This is a genomic window from Flavobacterium sp. YO12 (assembly GCF_004119495.1).
In the GTDB taxonomy this organism is placed as follows: Bacteria; Bacteroidota; Bacteroidia; order Flavobacteriales; family Flavobacteriaceae; genus Flavobacterium.
This window is the reverse complement of record NZ_NRQU01000088.1, coordinates 1-15,612: the sequence shown is the minus strand read 5'-3', so window position 1 is coordinate 15,612 and position 15,612 is coordinate 1. Positions and strand designations below refer to the sequence as shown.

Annotated in this window: 6 protein-coding genes; 5 read left to right on the top strand and 1 reads right to left on the bottom strand. The window is 34.4% G+C overall.

Annotated features, from left to right (window positions below; all coding sequences use genetic code 11):
• Nucleotides 1-126: 126 nt before the first annotated feature.
• From BOW55_RS19185 to BOW55_RS19165, 5 genes are all read left to right on the top strand, one after another.
• On the top strand, nucleotides 127-1,302 hold the full coding sequence (locus BOW55_RS19185) for a FecR family protein (protein WP_129025924.1): 1,176 nt from the start codon (nucleotides 127-129) through the stop codon (nucleotides 1,300-1,302).
• A gap of 270 nt (nucleotides 1,303-1,572) precedes the next feature.
• A complete protein-coding gene (locus BOW55_RS19180) occupies nucleotides 1,573-5,118 on the top strand; it encodes a SusC/RagA family TonB-linked outer membrane protein (RefSeq protein WP_164975072.1) in 3,546 nt (1,181 codons plus the stop codon).
• A gap of 2 nt (nucleotides 5,119-5,120) precedes the next feature.
• Nucleotides 5,121-6,620, top strand: coding sequence for a SusD/RagB family nutrient-binding outer membrane lipoprotein (locus tag BOW55_RS19175; RefSeq protein WP_241686621.1), 1,500 nt, complete (start codon nucleotides 5,121-5,123; stop codon nucleotides 6,618-6,620).
• Between the two features lie 371 nt (nucleotides 6,621-6,991).
• On the top strand, nucleotides 6,992-9,118 hold the full coding sequence (locus BOW55_RS19170) for a glycoside hydrolase family 97 protein (RefSeq protein ID WP_129025918.1): 2,127 nt from the start codon (nucleotides 6,992-6,994) through the stop codon (nucleotides 9,116-9,118).
• Between the two features lie 53 nt (nucleotides 9,119-9,171).
• Nucleotides 9,172-11,178: a glycoside hydrolase family 65 protein gene (locus BOW55_RS19165; protein ID WP_129025916.1), complete on the top strand. Its 2,007-nt coding sequence runs from the start codon at nucleotides 9,172-9,174 to the stop codon at nucleotides 11,176-11,178.
• Nucleotides 11,179-11,357: 179 nt separating this feature from the next.
• On the opposite strand, the gene BOW55_RS19160 is transcribed toward BOW55_RS19165, so the two are convergent.
• Nucleotides 11,358-14,957 (bottom strand): heparin lyase I family protein, encoded by a 3,600-nt coding sequence (locus BOW55_RS19160; protein ID WP_129025914.1) that lies wholly within the window; start codon nucleotides 14,955-14,957, stop codon nucleotides 11,358-11,360.
• Between the last annotated feature and the right edge of the window lie 655 nt (nucleotides 14,958-15,612).

Below are 15,612 nucleotides of genomic sequence, written 5' to 3'. Positions count from 1 at the left end.
AAATTACTAAGTAAATTAATTTAAAATTAGTAAAAATTATTTTTTTTAAAAATTTTTGAAAAAAAAGTAAATTTTTCAATACTACCTTTTGGGATATCAGTTGTTCTATAATAAATCAACAATAGGATGATAGATATTTTTCAAATTTCCAAATTACTAATCAAACGAAAGTTAAAAGTCTTAACCAATTCTGAGAAAATAGAATTGAAAGATTTTGCTAAAAAAAACTCGTTTGTAAAGGAAATTAAAATTAAAAATTTAGTAGATAAAATTGACTCTTATTCAGAAATTGATACGGAAAAAGCATGGGAAAAATTAGAAGCTAAGTATCAAGAGAAGAATAAGAAACCTGTTTTTAGATTAAGTAAAAAACCTTTGTTTAAATACGCTGCCGCCGCTATGGTGACAAGTTTACTCGCTGTAACTTTTTTATACAAGGATAAAATATTCAGCACGTCAACTGAAATTCCTGCAGTCGTTGTAAAGAATGATATTGAGAATATTAAACCTGGAACTGATAAAGCAACTTTAACTTTAGGTGATGGTTCGAAGATAGCATTAGAAAAAGGAACTCCAATTAAAACTCAAAATGCACACATTAACGGCGGCGAGATTATTTACAAAGACAGTAAACAAAATCCATCAAAACTGGTTTATAATTATTTAACAATCCCTAGAGGCGGTCAATTTGTTATAAAACTATCAGATGGCACAAAAGTGTGGTTAAATTCTGCTTCTCAGTTAAAATTTCCTGTAGCATTTATCGAAGGAGCATCAAGAGATGTAGAATTAGTGTATGGTGAAGCCTATTTTGAGGTGTCAAAAAGTACGGAACATAAAGGAGCTCATTTTCAGGTTTATAATAAAAATCAGAAAGTTGAGGTTGTGGGTACTGAATTTAATATAAAAGCTTATAACGACGAATCAAATGTGTATACAACGCTGGTAAACGGAAAAGTGAATGTTGAAACAGGAAACAAGAAATTAAGATTATCTCCAAATCAACAATTAAATCTAGATCTTAAAAATAACACTTCTATCATTAAAACGGTGAATGCCTATAACGAAATATCGTGGAAAGACGGCGTGTTTAGTTTTAAAGGAAAACCACTAAAAGAAATTATGAAAGTAATATCAAGATGGTACGATGTTGATGTGGTTTTTGTAAATAAAAAGCTTGAAAACGTACAGTTTAAAGGAAGTTTGGATAAAAAACAATCGCTTGAAGAGATTTTGTCAATTATGAAATCAACCACAATTGACAGTTATGAAATTAAAGATAAGACTTTAATGATAAAATAAACGCTTGAAATAGTAGTACTGATTCTCTTAAAGAAGTTTGTTTTAAATAAAGAAGAAAATAAAATTACTAACTAATTATAACCAAAATAAAAATATCGCCTATGAAGTAAAAAAAGAAGGATAGAGTTTAACCGACCAAAGTACTAACTCTATCCCCTTATCAAATTATCAATTAATTAAATTTTTTAACTAAAAAATAATGACAAATTTATGAAAATTAATTTTAAGCATCCCCATTTTTACTTTAGAAAGGGGCTATTAATGAATATTATGCGAACATTCATCTTCTTATTTTGCACAACACTTTTTGCCCTGACTCCTGAAAATGTTTTGTCACAACAATCAAAAATTGAAGTGAAAGAAAATAAAAAAATGTCTATCGATGAAGTTTTCGACTTGATTATGGAGCAAACCGATTATAAGTTCTTTTATGAAGAAGGGATTTTTAAAGGACTTCCTATGGTAACTTTAAAAAAAGGAACTATAAAAACCAATGATCTTTTAAAACAAAGTCTTGCAAATGCTGACATAGATATTGTAATAGGTAAAAATAATACAGTAATTATTAAAGAAAAGCCTAAGAATGTTACTTCAGTTTTACAAAAAATTAAAATAACAGGAACAGTTACAGATATTGCCGGAATACCTATACCTGGGGCTAATGTTACTGAAAAAGGAACTAAGAACAGTACGCAAACTGACTTCAATGGTAAATTTGTTATAGAAGTTGCAAATAATAGCGCCATATTAGAATTTAGCTATATCGGAATGGTATCCCAAGAGAAACCAGCCAGCTCAGTAATTGTAAATGTGCAATTAAAGGAAAATACCACACAGCTTGATAATATTGTGGTAACGGCATTAGGAATAAAGAGAGAGAAAAAAGCCTTAGGTTATGCTTCGCAAGAAGTTAAAGGAACCGATTTAACAGCTGGTATTGCAAGCGGGAACTTTCTTAATGATCTTTCTGGAAAAGCTGCCGGAGTATATATTAGAAAAAACACAAATTTTGGAGGTTCTACAAATGTAATTTCAAGAGGAGTAAAAAGCCTTACCGGAAATAATCAAATGCTTATTGTAATTGATGGTATTCCTATTAACAATTCAACAGTAAATTCAAGTACAGCTTCGCAAGGAGCAAGAAACACTTATGACTATGGTAATGCAGCGATGGATATTAATCCTGATGATATCGAGTCGATAAACGTTTTAAAAGGAGCAGCGGCTGCCGCTTTGTATGGATGGCAGGCCGGTAATGGTGTTATTATGATCAGCACTAAAAAAGGTAAAGCGACTAAAGGAATGGGAATAACTATTTCAAGTGAATTTAGTGTAGGCTCTGTCGATAAAAAAACTTTTCCTGTTTACCAAAACAAATACGGGCAAGGTTATGGACCTAGTTATGATGCAGCAGGTAATCCAAAAGGAATACCAGTAGGACCAACAGGAGCTTTTTTTACGATAGATAAAAATGGTAATCAAGTGGTAACCACAACCGATGATGCTTCTTATGGTGTGGCTTTTGATCCAAATCTTTCTGTTTATACATGGGAATCATACAGTCCATATTCTTCAAAATACGGACAGAAATCACCATGGCAAGCTGCTAAAAATGGTCCTATTACCTTTTTTCAAACCGCTACAACATTCAATAATTCAATATCACTTGAAGACGCTAATGATAAAACCAACTTTATTTTAAATTACAATAATTTTAAAGAGACTGGTATTTTACCCAATAGTGAATTAAAGAAAAACAATGCAAGTATCAAGTTAAATCACAAGTTTACAGATAAATTATCTACGAGTGTTTTTGCAAATTACATGACACAAAGTACCGTTGGTAGAAATAGTTCTGGATATACAGGAGATAACATTACAGGTTGGTTTCGTCAATGGTGGGGTACCAATGCAGATCTTAAATCACAAAAAGAGGTTTTTGAAAATTCAGGAGGACAAAATATATCTTGGCTAATGGGAGATCCTGCTAATGGAAACACCGCTCCTAAAACGATGGATAATCCATATTTTACTCGATATAAAAACTACCAATCCGATGAGAGAAACCGTTTTATTGGTTACGGTCAATTGGATTATAAATTTACAGATTGGTTATCAGCTTCTGGAAAAGCCAGTATTGATAGTTACTCAGAGTTACGTGAAGAAAGAAAAGCTACAGGATCTATTAATGGATCATTTGGTTTAAGCAGGGCAAATGTTCCTTCAGGATATCAAAAATATGTTGGTTCGTTTTCTGAGCAAAACTATCAGTTTATCCTAACTTTTAATAAAAAAATTGGAGAAGACTTTTCTGTTAATGCTTTAGCAGGGTTAAATACCTTAAGAACAAAAACAAATTCAACTCTTGCTTCAACAGATGGAGGACTTATAATTCCAGATATTTTTGCATTGTCAAATTCAGTAAATCCTTCGCCGTTTCCGTTAGAAACAGAAAATAATTCAGCAGTAAATAGTTCTTACGCTTCAGTTTCTTTAGGATACAAAGATTTCTTATACTTAGAAGGAACTGTTCGAAATGATGCATTTTCTACTTTACCAAAAGGCAATAATTCATTAAATACATTCTCTACTTCGGCGAGTTATGTTTTTACAAATCATATCAACGCAGATTGGTTGTCTTTCGGAAAACTGAGAGCAAGTTATGCTGAAAATCCACAAGGAAATATTGATTTGTATTCGTTAAATGATGTTTACGATAAGTTTAATCCATTTGGTTCAAATCAAATTTATTCAATACCAAACAGAAGCAGTAATCCTGATTTACGACCTGTAAAAACGGCATCTGAAGAACTTGGTCTAGAAATGCAGTTTTTCCGCAAAAGAGTTGGATTTGATGTAAGTGTTTACAAAAGTTTGAGTAATGACCAAATATTTCCTGTAGATTATTCTACTGCAACTGGTAACTCTTCTAGATATGTAAACGCAGGATCAGTTGAAAATAAAGGGATTGAAGTACAATTTAATGTGACTCCAATACAAACAAAAGATTTTAGTTGGGATGTATTTTTAAACTGGTCTAAAAACGAGAATACGCTTGTATCATTAGCACCTGGAATTGAAACGCTTTCAATAGGGGGATTTCAAGGAATAGGTATAGTAGCAAAAGTAGGTCATCCTTATGGAGATATAGTAGGTAAAGACTATGTGTATGCTGCAGATGGACAAAAAGTTACAGAGAATGGTCTTTATGTAATGACAACTACAACAAACAATGTAATTGGAAATATTACTCCTGATTGGATTGGTGGACTTCGTAATAAATTTACGTACAAACAAGTTTCGTTTGGTTTCTTAATCGATGTGCAGCACGGAGGTGATCTTTATTCTCTAGATCAAGCATACGGTCAGCATACAGGTTTATACGAATCGACGGCAGGATACAACGAATTAGGAAATCCTATTAGAAATACACTTGCAAATGGAGGCGGACTTATTCTTCCTGGAGTAAACAAAGATGGTACGCCAAATACAACCAGAACACCTCGTCCAGAAGTTGCAGGAAGTATTTACGGCTATAAAGCTAATCCAGAAAAAGCGTATATATACGATGCAAGTTATGTTAAATTAAGAGAAGTAAGCCTTAGCTATACATTCCCATCACAGTTTGTATCTAAAATGAAATTGACTGATTTAAGAGTTTCATTAATTGGATCTAATTTATGGATAATCAGCAAAAATCTTCCTGATGCAGATCCAGAGAGTGGAGTTAGTGCAGGTAATTTATCTTCAGGTTATTCTGGAGGTTCACTTCCTTCAACTAGAAACATTGGTTTTAACCTTACTTTAAAATTTTAATGATGAAAAAAATACTTTTATTACTATCTATTGTAAGCATATCTTTTTCGTGCAGCTCAGATATTACAGATATGAATACTGATCCTAAAAAGCCAAGCAGTACACAACCAGAATATTTGTTTACTGGTGCTCAAAAAGCATTAGTTGATCAGATAGTTACAACTAGTCAGGTTTTTAGATTGTTTTCGCAGCAATGGGCATCAACTACAATTCCTTCAACAAGTCAATATGTTATTCCAGATATTCCAGATGCGCGTTTCACTGTATTTTACAGAGATGTGCTAAGAGACTTTTCTGCTGCAAAGACAATGATTGAAAATACGCCAACTTCAACCGCTGCGGCTGATATTGCTGTAAAGCAGAATAAATTAGCACTTATTGATGTTTTAGAAGTTTACAGCTACAGTATGCTGGTAGATACTTTTGGAAATGTGCCTTATTCTCAGGCTCTTGATATTAAGAATTTTCCTTTACCAGCCTATGATGATGCTAAAACTATTTATATGGATCTTATAGCAAGATTAATAAAAGACTCTGCTATACTGAAAGCAAATTCAGCTAATGCTAACTTTGGAAGTGCAGATATTGTTTATGGCGGAAATGCGGCAAGTACTGCAAAATGGGCAAAATTTGCTAATTCATTAATTATCAAATTAGCCGTAAATATTTCAGATGTTGATCCTGCTTTTGCTGCGACAACAGTTCAGTCAGCTCTTGCAGCTGGTCCATTGGCAAGTAATGCAGATAATACCAAATTAAATTATTTAACCACTACCGGAAATCAAAATCCATTATACAATACATTAGTAACCAGTAATAGAAACGATTTTATTCCAGCTGAACCTTTTGTTGCTGCAATGGATGCTGTAGTTCCTGGAGGTGACCCAAGAATGACAAAGTATTTTGTAAATGCAACAGCACCAGCACCTGCGCTTCCGGCAGGACGTACTTTTATAGGCGGTACTTATGGCGAGGCCAATGTTTTTTCAACCTATTCACACATAACGGCAACGTTAAACAATCCAGTATTTCCAGGTACTTTATTTGATTATTCTGAATTGCAATTTTTATTGGCTGAAGCAGCTGAGAAAAATTTAATTCCGGGAGGCTCTGCGAAAGCTAAAACATATTACGATGCGGCAATAACCGCTTCGATGCTAGATTGGGGAGTAGCGGCGAACGCTATCACAACTTACCTTGCAAGTCCTAAAGTAGCGTATACAAATAGTCAAAGTGGAGCAACTTACAAAGAAAAAATTGGTAATCAAGCGTGGTTTGCACTTTATAACAGAGGATTTGAAGCTTGGACATCATATAGAAGATTAGATTTTCCAATTTTAAAATCACCTAAAGCAGCTGTAAACAGAGGTATTTTGACTGTTCCTGTACGTTATCTTTATCCGAGTGCAGAGCAGACAAAAAACGAAACCAATTATATCAAAGCATCTAGCGATATTGGTGGTGATTTAATGAGCACTAAAATATTTTGGGATAAGTTTTAGTCCCAATAGGAATGTGTTTTCTTAATTAATTTGATAATCGAAGATTGGATACGAACTCCAATTGTGATTAGAGAAGATAAAAAGTTTGGTTTTTGTCTAAAAAATAACCCCATTTATTTTTTGTAATTGGGGTTATTATTTTTTGCCCTATAAAACCATTTCGAGAAAACTATCCAAATAAAAAAATACTAATTCAAACCCGTTGGGTGTAATTGCAAAAAAAATAATTCAACACATACAAACACGTTTCTTTCGCATAGCGCAGCTATGTGTGTTTAAAAAAAGTGAAACGCCTAATTCTCGACTATAAAAACTATGTTACTATGTGTTGGAAGTAATTGTACCCAACAGGTTAATTCAAATAAAACAGTATGAAAAACATACTTTACACAGTTCTGTTTTTTATTATAGGATTCCAAATTACTAATTCACAACAATTGAAATCTCCTAACGGAAATTTCATTTTGGAGTTTGCATTACAAAATGACGGAACTCCAACTTACAATTTAGCATACAAAGGGAAAACAGTTGTAAAGCCAAGTAAACTAGGGATTGAACTTAAAGAAGATAAAAACATCAAAAAATCATTATTGAATGATTTTACGATAATGGATAAAAAGACTTCTTCATTTGATGAAACTTGGCAGCCAGTTTGGGGAGAAGTATCATCAATCCGAAATCAATATAACGAACTTGCGGTAACATTAATTCAAAATGAAACGAGTAGACAAATAGTTATCCGTTTTCGATTGTTTAATGATGGTTTAGGTTTTCGTTATGAATTTCCTGCTCAAAAAAATCTGACCTATTTTGTTATAAAAGAAGAAAGAACACAATTTGCAATGACCGGAGATCATACTGCTTTTTGGATGCCGGGCGATTATGATACTCAAGAATATGATTATACCACTTCGAAGTTATCTGAAATCAGAGGGCTTTTTCTAAAAGCAAAAAACAGAAATTTATCTCAGCCTCCTTTTTCTTTAACCGGAGTACAAACGTCGCTGATGCTAAAAACAAACGATGGTTTGTATATCAATTTACACGAAGCAGCATTAATTAATTATTCTTGCATGCACTTGAATTTGGATGACAAAAATATGGTATTTGAATCTTGGTTAACCCCAGATGCAAATGGTGATAAAGGATATATGCAAGCCCCTGCAAATTCACCTTGGCGTACCATTATTGTGAGTGATGATGCCAGAGAAATTTTAGCTTCAAAAATGACTTTGAATTTAAATGAACCTTGTAAAATAGAAGATACTTCCTGGATTAAACCTATTAAATATGTTGGTGTTTGGTGGGAAATGATTACAGGCAAAAGTTCATGGAGATATACTGATGAATTACCCTCTGTACAACTTGGTGTGACAGATTATTCTAAAGTGAAACCAAACGGAAGACACGCTGCGAACAATGAGAATGTCAAGAAATATATTGATTTTGCCGCAACAAATGGTTTTGATGCCGTTTTAGTCGAAGGCTGGAATGAAGGCTGGGAAGACTGGTTGGGCCGCTCGAAAGATTATGTTTTTGATTTTGTAACTCCCTATCCTGATTTTGATGTAAAAGGAATACATGAATATGCAAAATCAAAAGGAATAAAAATGATGATGCATCATGAAACATCTGGATCTGTTCGTAACTATGAGCGTCATATGGACAAAGCCTATCAATTTATGAAAGATAATGGGTACGATGCTGTAAAGAGCGGTTATGTAGGCAGTATTCTTCCAAGAGGAGAAAACCATTATAATCAATGGATTGTAAATCATTATCAATATGCTGTAGAAAAAGCGGCAGAATACAAAATCATGGTTAATGCGCATGAAGCGGTGAGACCAACAGGTATTTGCAGAACTTATCCTAATTTAATTGGAAACGAATCGGCAAGAGGAGGAGAGTGTGAGGCTTTTGGCGGATCAAAACCAAATCATGTAACAATAATACCTTTTACCCGATTAATTGGCGGACCAATGGATTATACTCCAGGAATTTTTGAAATGGATATAAGTAAAATTAATCCGCGCAATAAATCGCACGCTAACTGTACACTCTCAAATCAACTCGCATTATATGTAACTATTTACAGTCCCTTGCAAATGGCTGCCGATTTGCCTGAAAATTATAATAGATTTTCAGATGCTTTTCAGTTTATTAAAGATGTCGCAGTAGATTGGAGTGAGAGCAATTATCTAGAAGCAGAACCGGGTCAATATATTACAGTTGCCCGTAAAGCCAAAGGTACCAATAACTGGTTTGTAGGGAATGTAAATGGAATTGAGCCTCGAACTTCAAATATTAGTTTTGCTTTTTTAGAAAAAGGAAAAAAATACACGGCTACTATTTATGCCGATGGAAAGGATGCGAATTACAAAACCAATCCCCAAGCTTACACTATTCGAAAAATAACAGTAACAAATAAATCAAAACTTTCTCAATTAAGTGCATCTGGCGGCGGTTATGCGATAAGCATAATTGAAGATAAAAAGTAATTAGTAAATTACATTCAGTATGCTAGGTTAATTATAAATTAAAAATCAAGAATATGAATTTGAATATAAAATTTTTGACGGTATTATTATTGGTGAATTTTGTTGTTTCTGCACAAACAAAAGGAGACGAATGGAACTTGATTGCGAATTCGAGGGAAAATTATTTTGGAGTTGCAATGGCAAATGGTAAGATCGGAATCGTTACGGATGATACCCCTCTAAAAACTAAAGATATCATCCTAAATGGCGTTTACGAGCCTAATCCTAAAAACGGAATTAGTAAAGTGGTAAGAGGAATTGAGTTTTTAAATCTGCATTTATCAATTGATAATCAAATGGTCGACGGTACTAATATCGATCATTGGAGTCAACAAGTTTCAATGAAAGAGGGAACAAGTACCACTTCGTTTCAATTTAAAGATTTAGCCCAAATTAAGTATACCATTTTGGCTAATAGAGTATTGCCTTATTCAGCAATGGCAGTTGTTGAGATTGTTCCGATGCGTGATATTGAAATTAGTGCATCAAACTATATGAATGTTCCAGAAGAGATGAAGACAGTCAAAAGCGAGTTTAGAGTGATGAAGAAAAAGAACTACGGAATACCTCTTTTTAGAACTATTGCTCAGACAAATACTGGTAAATGGACGGTTTCAGCTTCTACTACTTTTCTTTTTGATGGCAACGCAGAAGTAGTGTCACAAAATGGATCGGAAGCAGGTTTTTCAAGAAAAATACAAAAAGGAAAAAAATATCGTTTTGTAGTTGCTGGAGGGATTTGTAATTCTAAAGATATTTTAGATCCAGTAAACGAAGCAGAACGCCAAGCTATTTATGCTTTTTCAGAGGGAATAGATAATTTACTTGCAAAACATAAAAAAGCATGGGCTGATTTATGGGAGACAGGAGATATTCAAATAGAAGGAGATTTAGATGCACAGCAAAGAGTTAGGTTTGCCTTGTATAACTTATATTCTTTTATTCGCGAAGGAAGCAGACAAAGTATTTCGCCTATGGGATTATCATCTCAAGGATACAACGGACATATTTTTTGGGACACAGAACTTTGGATGTACCCATCGCTTTTAGCATTACAGCCAGAATTGGCAAAATCGTGTTTAGACTACAGATCTGATCGATTGCAGAAAGCAAAATTGAAAGCCTTTATTTATGGTTACAAAGGAGCAATGTATCCGTGGGAATCTGATGATACAGGCGAAGAAGCTACACCTACGAGTGCTTCAATGGGTATTTTTGAACAACATATTACTGCAGATGTTTCTATTGCTTTTTGGAATTATTATACCCTGACCCAAGACAAAAAATGGTTACGTGAAGAATGGAATGTAATAAAAGAAACCGCAGATTTTTGGGTTAGCAGAGTGGTCAAAAATACAGATGATAGTTATTCTATTTTAAATGTGGTTGGAGCTGATGAATATGCTTTAAATGTTGATGATAATGCTTTTACAAATGGAGCTGCGATTGAATCACTAAAAAATACGATAAAAGCTGCTGAGATATTGAATGAGCCAATTAATCCAAAGTGGGTTGAAATTTCAAATAAGCTAAAAATTCATAATGAAAATGGAATTACCCAAAATTATAAAGGGTATAAAGGGCAAGCAACAAAACAAGCTGACGTGAATTTGTTAGCGTATCCATTGCATGTTGTAAATGATGAAAAACAAATCAAAGCAGATTTAGATTACTACGCTGCAAAAGTGGATTTAAAAGATGGGCCTGCAATGACTTTTGGCGTGTTCTCCGTTCTGTATTCACGTTTAGGAGATAGAAAGAAGGCATATGAATATTTTGTAAAATCGTATTTACCTAACAGTCGTCCGCCATTCGGAGTATTCTCAGAATCGGCTAATAGTAACAATCCGTATTTTGCTACCGGAGCAGGCGCAATGCTGCAAGCTGTTATTTACGGTTTTGGAGGTGTTGAACAAACGGATAATGGATTGAAATTCAACAAAGGCTTACTTCCTGAAAAATGGAAATCTTTAAAGATAATTGGCATTGGAACTGAGAATAAAACGATCGTAATAAAATAAGTAAGATTAAGATTGGTGTGGCAATTTTCTTTGATTTAGCGGCATCGAGATTTAGTTTTGTTTTTGTTTTTTGGAAGAAGAAAGGGATAACGGATGTATTAAATTAGTACATCTATTATCCCTTTCTTAATTTAATCGAATGGCTTTCTTTTTATAAAGTTTACGATTTAGTCCTTAACTTATTGTTTTACAAGCTTAATTGTTTTAGCATTACTTCCATTGCGTATTTCTACAAGATATGTTCCCGGACTTAGATTACTTCTTAACGCTATGGCTGATGCATAACCTGATTTTACAGTATCTATTTTTCTTCCTAAAAGATCAAAAACATTAATAACAATGTTTTGCTTGTCGTCTCCTCCCGTGATGTTTATTTGGAATTCGGTTTTTGTTGGATTTGGTGATCCGCTTACCATAAAATCATCGATTTGCTGTTCTGCAATTTTAAAAGAAGAAGCACTTAAAGTAGAAGTGTTTTCGCATGAACCAAGAGAACAACCATGTGCTAAATGAGCAGCAACAGCATTAGTCGAAATACAAAGACTTTTATTATTGGTATGACATACTGTTACTTTTTTGTCAGCACAACGAATATCAGTTACTAGTATTTGTTTTGTTATAGTGACTTGGCAGGCTAATGCGTCAGTAATGGTTATACTGTAATCGTGAATTCCTGCTGTCGAAGGATTTATTGAAATACTGTTTGTTGTTGCTCCATTACTCCATAAATAAGTAAAAGGAGCTGTTCCGTTTGAAGCTGCGGCAGTAAGTGTTAATGAAGAAGGACCATATCCTAAATAAATTGTATTAGCATTTCCACCAGGATTTACAGCATAAACATCAGGAATATTAGCAGAGAGTGCGCTGTTAATAGTTACAGTTGTTGTATTTGTACTGCTATTTCCTGCGTTATCGGTAGCTGTCCATATTATATGAGATGTCCCTAAGTTAAAATTTCCGCAGGCATCCAATCCGCTTCCGCTTCTTGTAGTTGCACCTGTAATTTCGTAAGTAACAGTATTAATAGTGCAATTATCGAATGCCGTTGCTGATGGAATGTTATAGCTACCGTTTGACTCATAACAAAGAGCAACAGAAGCAATTGAATTTACTGTTGGAGCTTTTGTATCAATTACAGTAACGGTTTGTGTAGTTGTAGCTGTATTACCATTTTCATCGACAGCAGTCCAAACTACAGTTGTTGCACCGTGAGGAAATATGGCTGGTGCATTATTGGTAATACTTGCTACAGAACAATTATCAGTAACCATTGGCTGGGTTAATACTAATGCCGCACCACATTGATTTTCATCATTACTCACCGTTATTGCATCCGGTACAGTAAAGATTGGCTTTTCTGTATCATTAACCGTAATCATAAAAGAGGTTGAACTGCTGTTGCATCCATCGGTTGCTGTCCAAGTAACAGTGGTATTCCCTTTATTAAAAACTTTATTTGCTAATGAACCGCCGCCAGTGGCTGAAGTTGCACCAGTAAGTAAATAGTTATAAGTAATAGTATTGCAGTTGTTCAATGCTGTTATATCAAATTCATTCGCTTGAACGGTGTATGTAGATACGCCTGTATTAGTACTCGTGACAATATCGGACTTTGCAGGAACATAAAATGTCGGCTTAACCTGACCATTGAACGAAAAATCATCAATGCCAACTAAAGGATTTCCAGAAGTTTTGTTAGAGCTGTACCAATATAAACGAAGTGTGATTGGAGTTTTAATATTCGATAAAGGACTTAAGTCATAGGTAAGCAATGTAGCAGCAGTTCCAGTAAAAGATTGAGGTGCTGTAATGTCGCTTGTAAAACCATCTGCGCTGGATCTCATAACGTATGTGCTTGGATCAGCTGCATTTCCTTTTCTCGCTGTAAATTTAAGGTTAGAAAAATCTATTTTGTAACCATTATTAGGCTGCACCTTAAACTCAAAATATTGATTAAGATTTAGAGCGGTAGCAGGATCCGAAGCAGTTGTTTTATTAGTCCACCCATTTAGTAAAACACGACCGCCAATTTGACCTGCGGTATTAAGTCCGCCACTAGTGCCATAATAAAAATTGGGTGTTGCATTTCCATCGCTGGCGATATTAGCATTCGTTGTATTTCCTGCTGTAATAGGCGCCGTAAAGTCAACAGGAGTACTTGTAAAAGTATTACCCCAAATTTGTATTGGTGCACTATTATTATTAAGTTCAAAAATCTTTATATCATCATGATAAATAATACGTGTTGCAACATTGGGTGGGTCAGTAGTAATAGACTGCCCAGGGCGGTATAATCCCCATTTTAAGTATCCAGAAGGGTTAGTCTCGGGAACATCCTGATTGAAAGTTCTAAAATTATTCACCTGCCAAGCCAAAGTATAATCAGTTTGACCTGGTAACCTGTAATAAACCTTATAATATCCAGTCGCATCAGTTGTCATTTTTGCGTCTATTCTAAAGTCGATCCATTGATTGATGTATGGACGAAAATCGCCTATAATAGATGGCTCAATATTATCATTGGGTATACGGAAAGTAATACTATTACGTTTCGCACTTAGATACCAAGCAGGGTTTTCGCCTCCACTTTGTTTGCCTTGAAAAATAATATCTCCGCTTTGAGCCATACCCGATGTATAAGGTTCCCAATCTTTCAGTTGCAGACTAACTTCAAAACGACGTTCATCTCCAGGGTAGTATTTTCCATCAGCAAACATTTGAGCAGTAGCAGCTTCGCTGCGCCAATGGTTATCAGAAAAATAACCATCGTCTCCTATCGTTACACGATGAGCAATAGCATAATTGCCAGTACGACCAGGGCTTACTAAGTATTCTGCGTCAGAAGCGGTGGCATGAGTTGTCGTTAAATTTGGAATACCAGAGTTTACTGTACCACTTTCGTAATCTACATTAACAAGTGTATTGGTAATCGTTGCAGGAGGTGTTGGAGGTGCAGCGGTTAAAAAATTAGAATAACTAATATCATCAATATACAATATAGGAGCCGATGATCCTGCGCCTACATTCAGTAAATTCATTCCGCTGATGTTAGTGCCCTGCGGAAGCAAACCTGTTCCAGGATCCGCATTAGTAATAACTTTTATAGTATCAATCCAAATATCATAAGTACCCGCCAGAAGATTATGCGTTATCATGCTTGAACCACTTCCTGTTACGTATGATGCAGTGCTATTACTGTTGTTCATATAAAACTTCAGAACATAAACTTGGTTTTTGTTAATTGTCGTTTGAGAAAGCCCGGTTGTTGTATAGTTTGGACTTGCAGCCGATGAGAGCCAATCGAGGTTAACAGTAGTTGCTGCAGGAGATAATCTCAAGGCAGCAAATGTTTGCGGTAAACTTATTCCGCTGCTATTGTTAAAATTACTGCCATTACCAAAATACAATAAGAATCTGCCATTAGTTCCTGAGCTGATATTGATTTTGCATTCAAAAGCAGCAACATTAGAAGCTGTAAAAGGAGCTAGAGCAAATTTGGCACCCGTTACAGTAGTGCCGCCATTTATTTTAAGTTCGGCTCCAGTACCTCCCGCAAAATTAGAAGAGGTGAGTTCGACAACGCCTTCAGCAGCTGACGAAGCTTTTACGCTGGCATTGCCGCCGCCAGCCATTGGTGCAGGCAAATAAGTAGAACTGTAAGTTGTAGATGTATATGGACTTGAGGCGGTAACCCCAAAGTTATATACCCAACTAGAATCTTGTGCTTTTGTTTCTAATAAAGAAAAGACACAAAGTAAAGCAAGTAAACTTTTTTTCATAATTAAACGGTTTTTGGTTGAGTTAGTAAATCAGCAATTTTTCACATGGAATGTATCAGCCAGTTAAAAAAAAGCTTGTGGTTTTTATAGTAGATGCGTATTAATTTTCATTTTTTTTATTTTGGCAGTGTTATGTTTTTTTTTATTTCCGAACAGTATAAATACTAACAGCATTTTTTAAAGAAGAAATAATTTTTACTAAGCCGAAGCAGTAAGTAAGGATTAGAAATTCTTTTTTCGTGAGGTAATAGTTTACAGCAATATTTAGTTTTGATGAGCACTTTTATAAAGCTAAGTTAAACTTGATGATGAAAATGGTATTTCAAATTCAGCTATAAATGTTTTGATTTTGTACAAATGTTCCTTTTTATCAAATTGCAGGAGTAGAATTTCACGGTTGTGGATATTCTTTAATGGCATTTTTTAATCAGCAGGATTTGCATTTGAAACCACAGCAGTCTGCTTTTAATTACAAAGAAAGCAGATGATAATAAAACACTTTGCGACGTTTACAGTGGTATAATACACACCTTTTTATATGAAAATGTAAAAGGCTGCGTGCCAATAAGAAATGCAGATTATTACTTTTTGTTAAATAAAAATGGTGTTAAAATTGAATATACTAAGTAGTTAATGTAATCATTTCAATAAAAAA

Excerpts from the sequence above, each read along its gene's own strand:
- BOW55_RS19185 (WP_129025924.1), top strand. The coding sequence starts at position 127 with ATGATAGATATTTTTCAAATTTCCAAATTACTAATCAAACGAAAGTTA.
- BOW55_RS19180 (WP_164975072.1), top strand. The coding sequence starts at position 1,573 with ATGCGAACATTCATCTTCTTATTTTGCACAACACTTTTTGCCCTGACT.
- BOW55_RS19175 (WP_241686621.1), top strand. The coding sequence starts at position 5,121 with ATGAAAAAAATACTTTTATTACTATCTATTGTAAGCATATCTTTTTCG.
- BOW55_RS19170 (WP_129025918.1), top strand. The coding sequence starts at position 6,992 with ATGAAAAACATACTTTACACAGTTCTGTTTTTTATTATAGGATTCCAA.
- BOW55_RS19165 (WP_129025916.1), top strand. The coding sequence starts at position 9,172 with ATGAATTTGAATATAAAATTTTTGACGGTATTATTATTGGTGAATTTT.
- BOW55_RS19160 (WP_129025914.1), bottom strand. The coding sequence starts at position 14,957 with ATGAAAAAAAGTTTACTTGCTTTACTTTGTGTCTTTTCTTTATTAGAA.